The sequence below is a fragment of the Chenggangzhangella methanolivorans genome, assembly GCF_042648545.1.
GTDB lineage: Bacteria > Pseudomonadota > Alphaproteobacteria > Rhizobiales > Methylopilaceae > Methylopila > Methylopila methanolivorans.
Genome location: NZ_JBHRXS010000006.1, coordinates 1,096,776 through 1,112,547, shown reverse-complemented (window position 1 = coordinate 1,112,547; position 15,772 = coordinate 1,096,776). Strand labels below are relative to the sequence as shown.

Annotated in this window: 13 protein-coding genes and 1 riboswitch; of the genes, 3 read left to right on the top strand and 10 right to left on the bottom strand. The window is 69.2% G+C overall.

Features of this window, described 5'->3' with window-relative positions; translation table 11 throughout:
* Positions 1-175: 175 nt before the first annotated feature.
* From cobO to ACFOWB_RS16725, 8 genes are all read right to left on the bottom strand, one after another.
* Entirely contained in the window at positions 176-778 is a 603-nt protein-coding gene (gene cobO, locus ACFOWB_RS16760) for a cob(I)yrinic acid a,c-diamide adenosyltransferase (protein ID WP_261403287.1), read from the bottom strand.
* On the bottom strand, positions 775-4,776 hold the full coding sequence (gene cobN, locus ACFOWB_RS16755; protein WP_378148392.1) for a cobaltochelatase subunit CobN: 4,002 nt from the start codon (positions 4,774-4,776) through the stop codon (positions 775-777). Before cobN ends, cobO begins: the two co-directional genes overlap by 4 nt.
* A gap of 137 nt (positions 4,777-4,913) precedes the next feature.
* A complete protein-coding gene (cobW, locus tag ACFOWB_RS16750) occupies positions 4,914-5,951 on the bottom strand; it encodes a cobalamin biosynthesis protein CobW (protein WP_261403285.1) in 1,038 nt (345 codons plus the stop codon).
* A gap of 1 nt (position 5,952) precedes the next feature.
* On the bottom strand, positions 5,953-6,489 hold the full coding sequence (gene cobU / locus ACFOWB_RS16745) for a bifunctional adenosylcobinamide kinase/adenosylcobinamide-phosphate guanylyltransferase (RefSeq protein WP_261403284.1): 537 nt from the start codon (positions 6,487-6,489) through the stop codon (positions 5,953-5,955).
* Positions 6,490-6,492: 3 nt separating this feature from the next.
* Positions 6,493-7,239 carry a CbtA family protein gene (locus ACFOWB_RS16740; RefSeq protein ID WP_261403283.1) on the bottom strand — a complete coding sequence of 249 codons (747 nt, stop codon included), beginning with the start codon at positions 7,237-7,239 and terminating at the stop codon, positions 6,493-6,495.
* A gap of 12 nt (positions 7,240-7,251) precedes the next feature.
* Positions 7,252-7,434 carry a CbtB domain-containing protein gene (locus tag ACFOWB_RS16735; protein ID WP_261403282.1) on the bottom strand — a complete coding sequence of 61 codons (183 nt, stop codon included), beginning with the start codon at positions 7,432-7,434 and terminating at the stop codon, positions 7,252-7,254.
* 32 nt (positions 7,435-7,466) lie between these two features.
* Positions 7,467-7,665: riboswitch (cobalamin riboswitch) on the bottom strand.
* A 50-nt stretch (positions 7,666-7,715) separates the two neighbouring features.
* A complete protein-coding gene (locus ACFOWB_RS16730) occupies positions 7,716-8,090 on the bottom strand; it encodes a hypothetical protein (RefSeq protein WP_261403281.1) in 375 nt (124 codons plus the stop codon).
* Positions 8,091-8,167: 77 nt separating this feature from the next.
* Positions 8,168-8,398 (bottom strand): hypothetical protein, encoded by a 231-nt coding sequence (locus tag ACFOWB_RS16725; RefSeq protein ID WP_261403280.1) that lies wholly within the window; start codon positions 8,396-8,398, stop codon positions 8,168-8,170.
* Between the two features lie 127 nt (positions 8,399-8,525).
* On the opposite strand from ACFOWB_RS16725, the gene ACFOWB_RS16720 reads away from it, so the two are divergent.
* Positions 8,526-9,845: a porin gene (locus tag ACFOWB_RS16720; protein WP_261403279.1), complete on the top strand. Its 1,320-nt coding sequence runs from the start codon at positions 8,526-8,528 to the stop codon at positions 9,843-9,845.
* 280 nt (positions 9,846-10,125) lie between these two features.
* Positions 10,126-11,466 carry a carbohydrate porin gene (locus ACFOWB_RS16715; RefSeq protein ID WP_261403278.1) on the top strand — a complete coding sequence of 447 codons (1,341 nt, stop codon included), beginning with the start codon at positions 10,126-10,128 and terminating at the stop codon, positions 11,464-11,466.
* A 56-nt stretch (positions 11,467-11,522) separates the two neighbouring features.
* On the opposite strand, the gene ACFOWB_RS16710 is transcribed toward ACFOWB_RS16715, so the two are convergent.
* Both ACFOWB_RS16710 and ACFOWB_RS16705 read right to left on the bottom strand, forming a co-directional pair.
* Positions 11,523-12,401, bottom strand: a complete 879-nt coding sequence (locus ACFOWB_RS16710) for an alpha/beta fold hydrolase (RefSeq protein ID WP_261403277.1) — start codon at positions 12,399-12,401, stop codon at positions 11,523-11,525.
* On the bottom strand, positions 12,398-14,560 hold the full coding sequence (locus tag ACFOWB_RS16705) for a lytic transglycosylase domain-containing protein (RefSeq protein ID WP_261403276.1): 2,163 nt from the start codon (positions 14,558-14,560) through the stop codon (positions 12,398-12,400). The genes ACFOWB_RS16710 and ACFOWB_RS16705 overlap by 4 nt, the downstream gene beginning before the upstream one ends.
* Positions 14,561-14,835: 275 nt before the next feature.
* Here ACFOWB_RS16705 and dapA point away from each other — a divergent pair, with 275 nt between their 5' ends.
* Positions 14,836-15,756, top strand: coding sequence for a 4-hydroxy-tetrahydrodipicolinate synthase (gene dapA / locus ACFOWB_RS16700; protein WP_261403275.1), 921 nt, complete (start codon positions 14,836-14,838; stop codon positions 15,754-15,756).
* Positions 15,757-15,772 lie beyond the last annotated feature (16 nt).

The window sequence follows — 15,772 nt, the reverse complement described above, 5'->3', positions numbered from 1 at the left end:
CGCGGCCTGACGGCCGCTCCTCAGCATGAGGAGGGTTGGGAGCATGAAGAACCTCAAACCTCCCTCATGCTGAGGAGCGAGCCCTTTGGCTCGCGTCTCGAAGCACGCAGTTCGTTTGTAAAAGCGGTCGTCGCGCATCCGGGTCCCGGCGCAAGGCCCGAACGCAGGCGGCGCGTCAAAACTCGATTCCCGCCTGCGCCTTCACGCCGTCGCGGAACGGGTGCTTCACCTGGGTCATCTCGGTGACGAGGTCGGCGATCTCGATCAGTTCGTCCTTGGCGTTGCGGCCCGTCGCCACGACGTGGCAATCGGCCGGCCGGCTCCTGATGGCCTCGAGAACCTCGTCGAGCGCCAGATAATCGTAGCGCAGCACGATGTTGAGTTCGTCGAGGATCACGAGCCGGACGTCCGGATCGGCGATGAATTTCTTCGACATTTCCCACGCCTCGCGCGCGGCGCGGACGTCCCGCTCGCGGTCCTGCGTCTCCCAGGTGAAGCCTTCGCCCATGGCGTGTATCTCCACCTGTTGCGGGAACTGGCGCAGGAGATCGCGTTCGCCGCTCTCCCAAGGGCCCTTCACGAACTGAACGACGCCGACCTTCATGCCATGCGCGATCGCGCGCATCGCCATGCCGAAGGCGGCGGTCGACTTGCCCTTGCCCTTGCCCGTGTGAACGATGAGGAGACCTTTCTCCGTCTGGCGCTCGGCCACGATCTTGTCCTGGTGGGCCTTGCGCGCCTTCATCTTCTCGGCGTGGCGTTCGGCGTCGATAGTCATCGGGCGGCTCCTTCTGCAAGCGTCGAAAGATGGTGGTGGGCGCTGTTGCGGCGCGGGCGCCAGAAGCCGCGGCGCTCGGCCTCGAGGAAGGCCGCCGCCATTTCGGTCAGCGCCGCGGGATTGGCGTCCGCGATGAAGCCGCGCGTCTCGTCGTCGCCGAGATAGGCGTCGTACAGGGCCTCGAACTGGTGAGAGCCGGTCGCGTCTGTGGTCGCGGCGAAACCCATGAGGTTGCGCACCGTCGCGAGCATCTCGGCCGCGCCCTTGTGGCCGTGTTCGCGCATCGCCGCGATCCATTTTGGGCTCGCGGCGCGCCCGCGCATCACAAGGGCGATCTCCTTGCCGAGCGTCCGCGCCTTGGGAGACTCGGGACGCGACGTGTCGAGGTGATAGACGGCCGGCGCCTCGCCTTTCAGCCGCTCGATCGCGGCCGAAAGGCCCCCGGCGAACTCGTGAAAATCATCCGAGTCCAACAGATCGAATTCCCGCGCGTCCTGCGCCTGCACGACGCCGTCGACGCTGCTGGCCATGGCCTCGAGCGCGCCGCGGGCGGGAGCGCCGTCGTGGCCTTGGGCGTATGCGAACCCGCTCGAGGCGAGATAGGCCTCGGCGAGGTCCTGGCGCTTGTCCCAAGCCGACCCGTTCAACAGCGGCGCGAGGCCGGTTCCATAGGCGCCGGGCGCCGAGCCGAAGATCGCGCGCGCGTCGCGGCCCGCTTCCGTTTCTGAGAGGACGCGCGCGCGAATGGGGTTGGCCTTGTCGTCTTCATCGAGCGCGGCCACGAGCCCGTAGGCTTCGTCCAACAGGTCGATCTGGAACGGAAAAGCGTCGCGGAAGAAACCGGAGATGCGGAACAGCACGTCGACGCGGGGGCGTTTGAGCTCGGAGAGCGCGATCGGCGCGAGGCCGACCACGCGCGAGGATCCCGGCTCCCATTGCGGCTCGACGCCGAGAAGGGCGAGCGCCTGCGCGACGTCGTCGCCGCCGGTGCGCATGTTGGCGGTGCCCCAGGCCGAGATCGCGAGCCGCCGCGGCCATTCGCCGTGGTCCTGGAAATGGCGGCGGCAGACCGTGTCAGCCGCAAGCCGCCCCAGCCGCCAGGCGGCTTCGGTCGGGGCCGAGCGCGGATCGAGCGCGAAGAAGTTGCGCCCGGTCGGCAGGGCGTCGAGCCGAGCGCGGGTCGGCGCGCCGGAGGGTCCGGGCGCGACGAAGCGTCCGTCGAGGGCGGTGATGAGGCCGGCGATCTCCGCCGCGCCCGAGGCGTCGACGCGCGGGGCCACCACAGAGGCGACCTCGCGAAGGACGGCGGCAGCGCGGGGGAAGGGCTCAACTCCCTTGCCTGGGACAGGGGAGAGAAGGGTGAGGTGGGTCTCAGAGAGAGGTTCGTCATGCCCCGGCTCGTCCGGGGCATTGACCTCTGGCGCAGGCGCGGACGACCCAATCGCGCGTGGGAGCCGCTCCTTGGATCCTCCGGACAAACCGGGGGATGACGACGGAGACAGGGACGCCTCTTCCACCAGCAGCAGCGCCAACATTTCCAGCCGTTCGACCGTATCGCCGACCGTGCGCCACGGCGCGTCGGACACCTCTGCGAGCGCGTCCGATCTCGCTCCCTCCCACGCCGCCGCAAACTCCGGCGCAAGCGGATCGAAGCCGTCGAGCCCGAGATCCGCCGCGAGCGCCCGTGTCAGCGACGCGTCCCCCGGTCGAGAGCCGCGCGGGCTCCGCACCAGCGCCACAAGCAGTTCGGCGCGCGTCGTGCCCAGAGGAGAGCGGCCGAACACATGCAGTCCGTTGCGGACCTGAAGCTCCTTCACCTCGCACAGAAACGCGTCGAGCTTCGTCAGGGCGTCGTCGGGATCGTCGGCGATCGAAAAGCCGCAGTCGCGGTCGAGCCCGAGATCGGCGGCGCGGACAAGGATCTCCTTGGCGAGCGTCTTCGCCCGGCGCGGGTCGAGCCCTTCGGCTTCCGCGTATTCGTCCACCAGCGTCTCGATCTCGCGCAACGCGGCGGATCCTTCGGCGCGAGCGAGCGGCGGGGTCAGATGATCGACGATGACCGCCGAGGCTCGCCGTTTGGCCGCGGCGCCCTCGCCGGGGTCGTTGACGATGAACGGATAGACGTGGGGCAGGGGGCCGAGCGCGATCTCCGGAAAGCACTCGGCTGAAAGCGCGAGCGCCTTTCCGGGGAGCCATTCGAGATTTCCGTGCTTTCCGACATGCACGACGGCCTGAGCGCCGAAGTTCTGGCGCAGCCAGACATAGAAGGCGAGGTGGCCGTGGGGCGGCGGCAGGTCGGGGTCGTGATGCGCGGCCTTGGGATCGAGGTCGAAGCCGCGGCCGGGCTGGACGCCGAGAACGAGGTTTCCGTAGCGTCGAAGCGCGAGACGGAAGCTTTGCGAAGCGGCGTCGAAGCTCGGGTCGCTCTCGGGCGCGCCCCAGCGGGCGGCGATCTTTTCGCGGGCGACGAAGGGGATGCTGGCGAGGAAGCGCGTGTAGTCGGAGAGCGAAAGGCTCGCCGCATCCCGGCCGAAGCGAAGCGCAGAGCCGGGACCCGGATCCGCCAAGGCGGCCGAAGGGAACTCGTCGGTGGTCGCCTCGGTTTCATGCGGCGTCGGTTCTGGGTCCCGGCTCAAGGCCGGGACAAGGGGGCGGCGATTTTCGGGCTCGATGGCGGACTCGAGCGCCGCCGTCATCTCGGCCACCACCTCCGCGCCCGTCTCCGGCGCGCCGTCGGCCGCGTATCCGGCTTGGCGCAGGGCCTCGAGAATCACCGCCGTGCTTTCCGGCGTGTCGAGCCCGACACCGTTCGCAAGCCGCGCCGCGCCTGTCGGGTAATTCGCGAGAATCAGCGCGACGCGACGCTCGGTTCGCGGCGACGACCGCAGCCGCGACCAGTTGGCCGCAAGGTCCGCCACGAAGGCGACGCGGTCGGGGATCGGCTCCAGCGCCAGCACGTCGGTCTCGGTGGCGGGGTCGAAGCGTCCGGCCGACTTGAACGCCACGGCGCGCGTCAGCACGCGGCCGTCGATCTCGGGCAAGGCGACCGCCATCGCCAGGTCGCGGGCCGAAAGGCCTCGCGACGACGCCTCCCAGGCCGCGCGGTCGGAGCCGGAAAACACCAGTTGCAGCACCGGGGCGTCGGCCGAATCGAGCGGCGAGCCTTCCCAGGCCGCGCCAGGCTTGGAGACGGCGAAGGCGGTGGCGTTCAGCACGACGGCGGGCCGGACTTCCGCGAAGGTTTTCCGCACGAAGCTCGCGGCGGAGGCGTCCTTCAGCGACGAAACGTAGATCGGCAGCGGGCCGAGTCCGCGCGTGAGAAGCGCCTCGACCATGGCCTCGACCGGCGCGACGTCGCCCGCCTGGAACTGCGCGCGGTAGAACACGATCGGCGCCGCGACGGCGCCTTCCGGCCATTGCGCGCGAATGGCGTCCAGATCAGGCGATGGGAGGCCGGGCCAGAACAGGCCGGCGGCAGGCAGCGGCGCGGGATCGAGCGCGGACGGCGCGCCGTCGAGCCAGGCGCGGCAAGCCCGCAACGCCGCCGCGAGATTGTCCGGCCCGCCCTCGACGAGCGTCCGCCACAGCCGATCGGCCTCATCGGCGGGGACGGTCGAGCGCGAGACGAGATCTGGATCGGCGTTGCCGCAGCCGGGCATCACCGCGAGCTTCACGCCGTGGCGGCGGCAGATCCTCGCGGCCTCCTCGACGCCGTAGGGCCAGTAGGCCGCGCCGCCGAGGAGGCGCAGCACCAGCAGTTTCGAACGCGCCACCGTCTTCTCGAGAAAGAGGTCGACCGACATGTTGTGGCGCAGCCGCTGGAGGTTCGCGAGCCGCAAGCTCGGCGCGTCCGCCCCGAGAGCCGCATGGGCGCGCGCGAGACCCGCGATCTCCGTGTCGGCCGCGGAGACGATGACGACGTCGGCCGGAGAGAGGTCGAGATCGACCGCCTCCGTTCCGTCGCCGATCGGCGTCCCTTGGGCTTTGAGGAGATGCATTCAGACGCTCCAGTGCGCGCTTCGAGACGCGCCTTTGGCGCTCCTCAGCATGAGGAGCGTTGAGGCGATGGAGAGGCGCGAGCTTTCCTCATGCTGAGGAGGCGGCGGCGCGGCCGTCTCGAAGCACGCAGTCGGTCTCAGCCCCTCAACGCTGCGGCGATCGCCGCCTGGTCGACGCCCTTTTCGCCGATCACCACGAGGCGACCCTCGCGGCTCTCTTCGGCGCGCCAGGGGCGGTCGAAATAGGTTTCGATCCGCGTCCCCACGGCTTGCACGACGAGCCGGGCGGACTTGTTCTTGACCGCCACGAAGCCTTTCAGCCGGAGAACGTCGTGGGCGTCCAGCACATGGCGCACCCGCGCTTCCAGTTCGGCGGCGTCGGCGGCCTCGGACGTCGGCGCGATGAAGCTCTCGAAGTCGTCGTGGTCGTGCTGGACCTCGCCCTCCATCTCATGGGTGGTGGGGCGGCTCTCGATCTTGTCCTCGACGCCGGACGCGATGCCGAGGAGGACGTCGGCGGGCAGCGCGCCGCGCGCCGCCGAGACCACGCGCACGCCGTCGCTGGAATGTTCGAGAACGGCGGCGCGCACCGAGGCGATCTCGGCTTCGGTCAGCATGTCGGCCTTGTGCACCACAAGCAGATCGGCGGCGCGCACCTGGTCCTCGAACAGCTCCTCGATCGGGTCCTCGTGGTCGAGATTGGGATCCGCGGCGCGCTGGGCGGCGAGCGCCTCCTCGTCATGGGCGAAGCGACCCTCGCGGACCGCCGGACCGTCGATGACCGTCACGACGCCGTCGACCGTGACGCGGGTCGCGATTTCGGGCCAGCGAAACGCCCTGACCAGCGGCTGCGGCAGCGCGAGGCCCGAGGTCTCGATGACGATGTGGTCGACGGCCTGCGGGCGGGCGAGAATCTTCTCCATCGCAGGGATGAAGTCGTCCGCCACCGTGCAGCAGATGCAGCCGTTGGCGAGCTCGACGATGTCGTCCTCGTCGCAGGCCTCGCTCGCGCAGGCCTTCAGCACCTCGCCGTCGACTCCGACATCGCCGAACTCGTTGACGATCAACGCGATTTTTCGGCCGCCGGCGTTCTCCAGCAGGTGGCGGATGATCGTGGTCTTGCCGGCGCCGAGAAAGCCCGTGACGACGGTGGCGGGGATCTTGTGGTCGCTCATGTCATGGCTCCTTCGGGAGCTTGAGATCGAGAGGAAGGCCGGCGACCACAAGCGTCACGCGGTCCGCGACCGCGGCCACGCGCTGGTTCAGCCGGCCCTGATGGTCGCGAAACGCGCGGCCGAGGGCGTTTTCGGGCACGATCCCGGAGCCGACCTCGTTCGAGACGAGGATCGCGGGGCCGGTGAGCAGGGACACGCCGGTCACAAGCTCGTCGATCGCCGCCTCGACGTCTCGGCCGGCCAGCATCACGTTGGACAGCCAGAGCGTCAGGCAGTCGACGAGGACGATTCGCGTCCCGCCGGCCGAAGCGGCCAGCGCCGTCGCGAGATCGGACGGCGCGTCGACCGTGGTCCAGCCGCCGTCCCGTCTCTCCCGATGATGCGCGATGCGCTCCGCCATCTCGTCGTCGAACGGCTGGGCGGTCGCGACATAGGTGCGCGCGAGGCCGCTTCGCAGGGCGAGGTCCTCGGCGAAGCGGCTCTTTCCGGAGCGCGCGCCGCCGAGGATCAGCGTGAGGGCCCGCGGCGCGGGCGCCATCGATCAGGCCTTGCCGAAGCGCGGCCGGACTGCGCCCGCAAGCGCCCCGAGCGCCGCCCAGAACACGAAGCCCGTGACGATGACCGCGACGACGAAGCCGTGCTCGAGGTCGTGGGGAATCGCGGGCGGGGCAGGGGGCTTCGGCGCGCCGATGACATGCGGCGCAGCGATGAGCGCGACCGCGGCCAGAGCCGCGAGAGGGGCGCGCGAGAAAGCGATGAGCGCCAGTCCCGCCGCCGTCGCGACCGCCGTTCCCACCCACCAGATCTGGCGGTCCATCAAGGCCGCGCCTTCGACGCCAGGGGCCTCGGGCGGAAGGCTGACCGAGGGAGCGAGCGTAAAGACCACGAAGCCTGCAAGGCCCCAGAGCAGGCCCTCGCGCCAGGACGACAGGCCGCCCCTGAGCTCGCTCGCCGCGACGAGGAGCAACGAGAAGCCGACGCCCGCGACGATGTTGGCGACCAGCGTCCAGGCGAATCGCTCCGCGCCGTCCGCCGGCTCCCATTCGTCCGCGCCGTGCTGATGCGCTGCGGCTGCTGCTTCTTCCTGCGCTGTCAGGGCCGCATGGTCATGCTCGCCGGCTGCGGCGTGGTCATGCGGCTTGGCTGCGGCCTCGGCGTTCGATTGCTCGATGACTTCCGCCTTCACGATGAGCGGCTGGGTGCCGAACTGCTGAAGCGCGGTGAGCACGAGCCCGGCCAGCACGCCGGCGAGCGCCGCCGTGAAGACGATGTTCCGGAAAATGTTCAACGGACTTGCCCCTTAGTGGCAGGGGAAGCCGATCGAGTGGCGCTGGTCGTGCGCAGCGTTGTGCAGCGCGGGGACCGAAGCGAATCCGGCTCCGGCGATCACCACCACGCCGAGGAGGAAAGCCGACAGGATCGGCGCGAGGCGGGCGGGCGCAAGATCCGCGGCGCTCGAGGAGTTTGCGGTGACGTTCGACATGTCTGCCTCGCTTGGCCCTCCCACCGAGGGCCCTTGGGGTTGCTCGTCCGGCAGGTCTCCTGGCTTGCGGGTCGCAGCATGCGCGCCGGCCTTCCCGGGTCGAAAGCCCAGTGGCCAAAGTCGACGCGCCGCTCGCCGCTCACAGTTGCGGGGGCAGCTCCGGACTCGAGGCGCATGTCCTCCCACCGGATTCCCTCTTCGTCCCTTGCGGGAGCCGAAGCGAATGAGCGAGGCCTAGCAGAGCAGGCGGCGGCCGACAATCGGACGAATCGCCGTGACGCTTATCCCTTCCAGGCCGCCCAGCCGAGCTCGAACGGTCCAGGGAAGGCGCCGGCGCCGACCGCCGCGGTCTCCCAGAGGAATATGACGAGCCACAGGGTCGCCAGGGGAACCGCGACCCGCCGGAGCGTCTCGCCCGTCCGCCCTCGTGCGCGGGTTCGAGCGAGCGCCGTCGTGACAAACGCAAGCGCTGCGGCGATCCCCGCCACGACGATCCAGTATTGAGCGTTCGCCGCCCCTTCGATCGTGCGGGCGTGCCCGACCCCGATGACCGACAGCGCCACGAGCGACAGAAACGCGAGCAGGCTGCCGAGAAAGGCGGCCTTGCTTGCGGAGCGCTCTTCACCCGGCGCTTCGGGACGGTCGATGTCTGGCATGGCGGGATCTCTTCGCGCGGCGTGCGCCCGGTCCTTACCCTTCCGTCGCGCGGGCAGCCAGCGCGACAGGCCGACCGTCAGGTTTCCGAAATAAGGCGAAGCAGTCCGGCCCGCCGGGCAATTGTGGCGCGCGCGATCTTCTTGCGGTGACACAAAAGCGGCGGTGCGCCGGCTCGCTTTTCAGGCAGAAGGCCAACATTTGAGTGGCATTCCAGCCACAGCGGGATCCAAAGGTCGGATTTGGAACCGTCACAATCGTGATCTCGCTTGCGCCGGGCGCCGCCACGAATATGGTCGTCCTGCGACACGGGGCCTCGGCCAGAGAGTCGCGATCGTCGGGGGATCGGCGGTCATCACCGAATTTTATGTCACGCCGGTCGGGCCGGCGAAGGCTGGGTGTTTGCGCCCGCCGAACGGGGTTTGGAGGACTTCCTAATGAAACTGGTCAAGAGCCTGGTGCTCGGTTCGGCCGCCGCTCTCGTCACCATGACGGGCGTCGCGAACGCGGCTGACCTTCCGGGCGCCGAGCCCGTCGACTACGTCAAGGTCTGCGACATCAAGGGCAGCACGGGCTTCTTCTACATCCCGGGCACCGAGACCTGCCTCCAGATCGGCGGCTTCGCCCGCCTCGAAATGACCTCGGGCGAAGTGCTCGACCGTCCGAACCTCACCAACAAGAAGGACGAGTTCAACCAGACCGGTTACCGCGTCCGCGCTCGCGTTTGGTTCGACGCCCGCACCGACACCGAGTATGGCGCGCTCCGCACCTTCGTCCGCCTGCAGTTCCAGCGCGAGACCGGCACCGCCAACACCACTGACCGCCGCGCGCAGATCCAGAACGCCAACTTCGGCGACGACGCGCTGTTCGACCAGGCCTTCGTGCAGTTCGCCGGCCTGACCGCCGGTGTCACGGACTCCTTCTGGGACTTCAAGCCCTACACCACCTTCCAGAACCCCTTCATCTCGGACCGCACCCTCGCGGTTCTGGCCTACACGATGAAGGTCGGCGACTTCTCGGCGAGCGTCTCGCTCGAAGACAAGACCGCCCGCTACTTCAGCACCAACGACTCGCTCAACAACGCCGGCCAGCAGATCCCGGACATCGTCGCCAACCTGCGCGTCAAGCAGGGCTGGGGCGAGGCTCAGCTCTCGGGCGTTCTGCACCGCATCGAGCCGGGCAGCGAAAACCGCCTCGTTCCGGTCGGCTCGCTCGCCGGCACGGACAAGGAGTGGGGCTGGGGCGTTCAGGGCGGCGTCAAGCTGAACCTGCCGACCGCTAACACCTCTGACGCCAAGGGCGACTTCATCTGGGCGCAGGCCGCCTACACCGACGGCGCGGGCGTCTCGTACAACGGCTTGACCGACAACAACATCGGCTCGGGCCAGACCCAGAACATCGTCAACAACTTCCAGCCGATCTTCGATTGGGTGGGCGTGAACGGCAAGGTCCAGAAGACCCAGGTCTTCAACGCCAACCTCGGCGTGCTGCACTACTGGTCGCCGAAGTGGCGCTCGACCCTGCAGGCCAGCTACGCCCAGGTGAAGTACAACAACGCGGTCGCCAACGCCGGCATCGCCGACGACTGGAAGGCCGGCACGATCACCGGCAACCTGGTCTGGTCGCCGGTCAAGAAGCTCGATATCGGCGGCGAAGTCGTCTACGTGAAGAACCTCAAGAAGGCCGACGTCGGCTACACCGGCCCGAAGGACAAGGACGCCTTCATCGGCCGTCTCCGCGTCCAGCGCGACTTCTGATCGTCCTTCACGATCAACGCTCAAACGGAAAGGCCCCGGTTCGCCGGGGCCTTTTTCGTTTTAAGGACTGGCGTCCTTCCGGTTTAGAAAAGATCCATAAGCCACAGCGTCGGCCAATCGCCTGCGGGCGGTCGCTCGACGCTTTCGAGCCGGTCACGGAACCGTTATCTTTTCTTCTCTGCTCGGATCCGGTCTTGGCGCGCCCTGCGCTCGACGGATCGGCACCAGCCATGCTCCGCATCTGTCGCTGCGGACCTCTGTCGATCGGGGGATCGAACACATGCAGAAAGCCTCGTCGCGCGCAGGTCTCCTGTCCGCCGCCGCAGCGCTCACCCTCGTCGCAGCGGGAGCTCTCGGCGTGCGCGCCGAGGACGCGCCGCCGAACTATGCGGGCGATCTCTCCGAGCGCGAGGCGCTGACGGGCGATTGGGGCGGCGGGCGCACCAAGCTGCTCGAACAGGGCGTCCAGTTCGACGCGAGCTTTACGGCCGACACCTCGTTCAACCCTTCGGGCGGCATCCGGCGCGGCGAGGCCTATTCGGGCCTTCTGCAGCTCGGCCTTACGCTGGATATGGAGAAGCTCGTCGGCTGGACCGGCGGCGAGATCTACGTCGGCTCTTATTTCATCGACGGCAAAGGACTCACTACCGGCGAGATCGGCAACCTCCTGACGATCTCGAACATCGAGGCGACGCCCGCGATCCGCCTCGGCGAGGTCTATCTCAAGCAGAAGCTTCTCGACGACCATCTCGAGATCAAGGTCGGCCAGCTCGCGGCCGACGGCGACTTCGCGACCAGCGACACCGCCGGCCTGTTCGTGAACTCGACCTTCGGCTGGCCGGGGCTCAACGGGACCGATCTTCCGTCTGGCGGCCCGGCCTATCCGGTGCCGACGCCGGGCGCCCACGCCCTCGTCAAGTTCAACGACGCCTGGTCGTTCCAGGCCGGCGTCTACACCGGCGATCCGGCCGGCCGTGATCTCAAGAACAAGCACAACACCGACTTCCCGTTCAGCCCGGGCGCCTTCGCCATCGGCGAACTGATCTACGCCAATGCGGGCGAGGGCGGCGGACTGCCGGGCGCCTACAAGATCGGCGCCTGGTACAATTCGATGGACTTCGCGGACCTGCGCACCGGCGTGAACCGGGAAGGCTCTTATGCGCTTTACGGCGTCATCGACCAGACCATCTGGCAGAGCGGCGGAGGGGGGGATCTCAAGGATCCTTCGCCGGCGCCCGCGCAGAGTCTGTCGGTCTTCGCCCGCGCGGTGTTCGCCCCGCAGGCCAACCGGAACCTGATCGACTACTATTTCGACGCCGGCTTCAACGCGAAGGGCTTCACGCCCGGCCGTCCCGACGACGTCTTCGGGATCGCGGCCGCCTACGCCCACATCAGCAAGACCGCCCAGCGCGCCAACCGCGACGTTCCGGGCACGCCGGTGCGGTCGTCCGAGTTCGCCTTCGAGGCGTCCTATCAGGCCGCGGTCGCGCCGTGGCTGAAGGTTCAGCCGTTCGCCCAGTACATCGTGCGGCCGGGCGGCGGCGATCCGCGGCCCAATGATCCGACGCGGAGAATCAAGAACGCGACGGTGCTCGGCGTCCGCACGCAGGTGGCCTTCTGAGCCTCGGCGCCGGCCGCCGATCTTGACGAAAGCCCCGCTCCGGCGGGGCTTTTGCGTCAGGCTGGGTCGGCCTCGTCGAGAAAGCGCGCGATGGCCGACATCGTCGGCTCGTCCTCCAGCAGCGGCGCGTGGCCCTGTCCGGGCGTCGTGACGACGGTCAGCGGCCGGCGTTCCGTCATCGCCCGCACCGTCTCTGCGCTCAGGATGTCCGAGTGTTCGCCGCGCACGACCATCAGCGGAACGCCGGCCAGCAGATCGAACACCGGCCAGATCGCCGGCGTGGGGCGATCGAGGTCGACGCCCTCGAAGATTCGCATGAGCGCGGGATCGCAGGCCGGTTCGAGACCTGTCGGGGCGCTCCGCCAGGCGCGGCGGGCCCAGCGGTCGAAATCTTGCGCCGTCAGCGCCGGAAAGCGCTCCGCATAGGCCATGGCGAGCAGTCTTGCGCCGTGGGCGAAGTCGCGTGGAGCCTGATGGCGGGCGAGGCCCTCGCGGATGCGCTTGAGGCCTTCGGTCTCAACCACTGGCCCGATGTCGTTGAGAACGACCGAACGCAGAGCGCTCGGCCGCAAGGCCGCGATGGTCATCGCGTGCAGTCCGCCGCGTGAGGTTCCGACGACATGCGCCGCGTCGACGCCTATCGCGTCGAGCGTCGCCAGGACGTCTTCCGATTCGGTCTTGAGCTGGTAGCGCGCGGGATCCGGATCGCGTTCGGAGAGACCCCGGCCGCGCGCCGAGATCGCGATCACGCGGCGTCCCTGCGCGGAGAGCCGCTCGGCGAGCAAGACGAAGTCGTCGAGCGTGCGCGCAAGTCCTGGGAGACAGACGACCGGCGCGCCGCGATGGGCGGCAGGCCGCCAGTCCCGGACGTGAAGCTTGAGCCCGTCCGGGACTGTGACGAAGCGATCCTCGGTCGAAACGACCGAGTCGGTCACCGGTGTGCGCCGCGCGCCATGTCGCGCTCGATCAGCAGCGCGGTCCGGCCGTTGAGGCGGGTGCGGTAGATCTGGGTGTTCTCCATGACGCGCTGCACGTAGTTGCGCGTCTCGGCGAAGGGAATGCGCTCGACCCAGTCGACCGGATCGACCTCGGCCTTGCGCGGGTCGCCGTAGCGCTGCGTCCATTCGAGGACGCGCGCGGGACCCGCGTTGTAGGCGGCGAACACCATGACGTAGGAGCCGTCATACTTCTCGGCGAGCTCGCCGAGATGGGCCGCGCCGAGCTGCGCGTTGAACGCGGCGTCGGTGGTCAGGCGCTTGGCGTCGAAGGGCAGGCCGGCGGCCTTTGCGGTCTTGGCCGCCGTGCCCGGCAGAAGCTGGAGCAGGCCGCGCGCGTTGGCGTGGCTCACCGCCTTCGGGTTGAACGCGCTTTCCTGCCGGGCGATCGCGTGCACGACGGGCGTCTCGATCGCGGGCCCCACCGCCTTGAAGCTCGGAATGCCGCTCGTCGGATAGGCGAGGGCGTCCATCGGGAAGCCGTTCTTCAGCGCCGCCTTGCCGACCACGAGGGTCGCGCGCGGATCCTTGTATTTCTGGGTGAGCGCGCCGAGCAGCACGACCTCGCCGGGGTTCTTGAGGTCTTCGGCGAGCGCGCCGGCGAGCGGCAGCGCGAGCTCCTTTTGGTCTGCGCGGTAGAGAAGATCGATGGCGCGGACCGAGAGGCGCGATCCGAAGGTGGCGCGGTCGGTCGCGCTCGGCTGCGGCAGCGAGCGGATCGGCAGGTCGGACAGGCCAAGACGCGCGCGGGAGATCTGGCCGTAGTAGCTGGTGACGTAGCGCGCCGCCCGCTCATAGGCGCCGCGGGCCGAGGCGGTGTCGCCCATCGCCTCCAGGCAGCGGCCCTGCCAATAGAGCGCGCGCGAGGTGGTGCCCGGGATCGTGGCTTCCTTATGGACGGCGGTGAAGTGCTTGTAGGCGGTCTTGGCGTCGCCGAGCGCGCGCAGGGCGATGAAGCCCGCAAGCATGTCGGTCTCGATCTTGTCGCTGTCGTTCTCGGCGTCGTCGCGTGCGAGGGTCTGGTAGGCGAGTTTGGCGTCGCCGTTGTCGAGCAGGTCGCGGGCGACCACGCGGCGCTCGATCGACCAGGCGTCGGCGTCGACGAGGGCGGCGCCGCGCGGCGCGGCGTTCAGCGCGGCGGCTGCCTCGCGGGGCTTGTCGGCGCGGCGGTTGAACTTCGCCACCGTGAACAGGAAGCCGGGGTCGGACCGCGCGCCGCTCGGCACAGCCGCGATCAGCGCGCCGGCTGAGGGGTTCTTGCGTATCACCGCCGCGCGCGCCTTGGCGATCGCGAGATAGGAGCCGCCCACGCGGTTGGCGGCGCGCATGCCGGCGTCGATCTCGTCAGCGAGGAAGCGGCCTTCGGCGCGGGCGCGGTGGTCCGAAGCGCTGAGCAGCGAGCCGAAGGTCTGGAGAGCCTGGGCTTCAAGCGACCCGTCGAGCGCGTCGCGGCGCCACGCCTCGCGGGCGACGGCGGCGGCGGACGCCTTGTCGCCGCTCGCGAGCAGCGCGCGTGCGAGCGCCAGGCGCCCTTCGGGCCGCTCGGGCTTGCCGTTGGCGGCGAAGAAGCCGCGCACGGTCGAGGGCGACACGTTTTCGAGCCAGAGCGCCTCTTCGGCGCGGCGGCGGACCCAGCTCGCCATCGGCCAGTCGCGATGGGCGCGATAGAAGGCGTCGATGCGGCTGAAGCCGACCTGCCGCGAAGCGAGCCGCACGCCCAGCCAGTCGACCAGCGCCATCGCGCCAGGATCGGCCAGCTGCGACTTCACGGCCATCGCGCCGGAGGTGTCGCCGCGCTCGAAGGCCGAGATCGCCGCGCGCACCAGCGCGACGTCGTTGGCCGACACCGACGCCGTCGGGGCGGCGCGTGACGAGGTGGAGATCGAGCCGGTCGCGGTCGCGTCATAGGCGAGCACCATGCCGGCCGACTTCATCGTGTCGGCGGAAAGCTGGTCGCTGTCGCCCTCGACCGCGGGGATGAACCGCTCCTCGGTCAGAGGCTCGGGCTTGCCGCCGACGGACGCCGCGAAGGCGGTGGACGCCGTCGACAACAGCGCGACTGCGGCCACGCCGCGAAGGAGAAAGCTCAAAAGGGGCATGGCTCTCGGCTTCGGCTGAGCGACCGGCGGGAGGGACCGGGCGAGGGACTCGGGAACTGGCCTCAGTTTCGCCATGCCGGCTTTACGAAACGCTAACCGAGAGAACACGACGCCCGCTAAGACCGCCTCCGACGGACGGCGGGCTTTCACTTGCGCGCGAGCGGGTCTATCAAGACCGGCCGACCGCGGCGCCGGCATGGCGAGCGCGATCACCTTTCCGCGCGTCTGCTGCGCCAAGGCGCAAAACCGCGCCCGACACGTTAAAGCGTCTCGTCATGACCCAACCGATCTTTCACGGCTCCATCACCGCGCTCGTCACGCCCTTCAAGGACGGCAAGCTCGACGAGGCCGCGTTCCGCCGGCTGGTCGACTGGCAGATCGCCGAAGGCACGCACGGCCTCGTGCCGGTCGGCACCACGGGCGAGAGCCCGACGCTGAGCCACGACGAGCACAATTCCGTCGTGCGCTGGTGCGTGGAGGAGGCGAGGGGCCGCGTGCCTGTGATCGCCGGCGCGGGCTCCAACTCCACCCGCGAGGCGATCGCGCTCGCGCGTCAGGCGGAGAAGGACGGCGCCGACGGCCTGCTGGTCGTGACGCCCTACTACAACAAGCCGACCCAGGCGGGCCTGATCGCGCACTACACCGCGATCGCCGAGGCGACCGCGCTGCCGATCATCATTTACAACATCCCGGGCCGCTCGGTGATCGACATGTCGGTCGACACCATGGCGCGGCTTTACGAGATCAAGAACATCGTCGGCGTGAAGGACGCGACCGCCAACGTCGTGCGCGTCAGCCAGCAGCGCGCCGCGATGGGGCCGGACTTCATTCAGCTTTCCGGCGAGGACGCGAGCGCCATCGGCTTCATGGCCCATGGCGGCCATGGCACCATTTCGGTCGCCTCCAACGTCGCCCCGGCGCAGTGCGCGGCGTTCCAGGAAGCCTGCATCGCCGGCGACTACCGCGCCGCGCTCGCTTATCAGGACCGGCTGCTGCCGCTGCACATCGACCTGTTCTGCGAGGCCAATCCGGGACCCGCGAAGGCCGCGCTCGCGATGCTCGGCCGCTGCGGCGAGGAGATGCGGCTTCCGCTCGTGCCGATCTCGGACGCGAGCCGCGCCAAGGTGCGCGCCGCGCTTCTGCACGCCGGCCTCCTTCAGGAGGAGCCACGCATCATGGTGGCGGAGCGGGCTTGAACGGCTCGCCGCTCAG

Coding starts and splice junctions, on each gene's coding strand:
- dapA (WP_261403275.1), top strand. CDS start 14,836: ATGACCCAACCGATCTTTCACGGCTCCATCACCGCGCTCGTCACGCCC.
- cobN (WP_378148392.1), bottom strand. CDS start 4,776: ATGCATCTCCTCAAAGCCCAAGGGACGCCGATCGGCGACGGAACGGAG.
- ACFOWB_RS16720 (WP_261403279.1), top strand. CDS start 8,526: ATGAAACTGGTCAAGAGCCTGGTGCTCGGTTCGGCCGCCGCTCTCGTC.
- ACFOWB_RS16735 (WP_261403282.1), bottom strand. CDS start 7,434: ATGTCGAACGTCACCGCAAACTCCTCGAGCGCCGCGGATCTTGCGCCC.
- cobO (WP_261403287.1), bottom strand. CDS start 778: ATGACTATCGACGCCGAACGCCACGCCGAGAAGATGAAGGCGCGCAAG.
- ACFOWB_RS16715 (WP_261403278.1), top strand. CDS start 10,126: ATGCAGAAAGCCTCGTCGCGCGCAGGTCTCCTGTCCGCCGCCGCAGCG.
- ACFOWB_RS16730 (WP_261403281.1), bottom strand. CDS start 8,090: ATGCCAGACATCGACCGTCCCGAAGCGCCGGGTGAAGAGCGCTCCGCA.
- cobW (WP_261403285.1), bottom strand. CDS start 5,951: ATGAGCGACCACAAGATCCCCGCCACCGTCGTCACGGGCTTTCTCGGC.
- cobU (WP_261403284.1), bottom strand. CDS start 6,489: ATGGCGCCCGCGCCGCGGGCCCTCACGCTGATCCTCGGCGGCGCGCGC.
- ACFOWB_RS16705 (WP_261403276.1), bottom strand. CDS start 14,560: ATGCCCCTTTTGAGCTTTCTCCTTCGCGGCGTGGCCGCAGTCGCGCTG.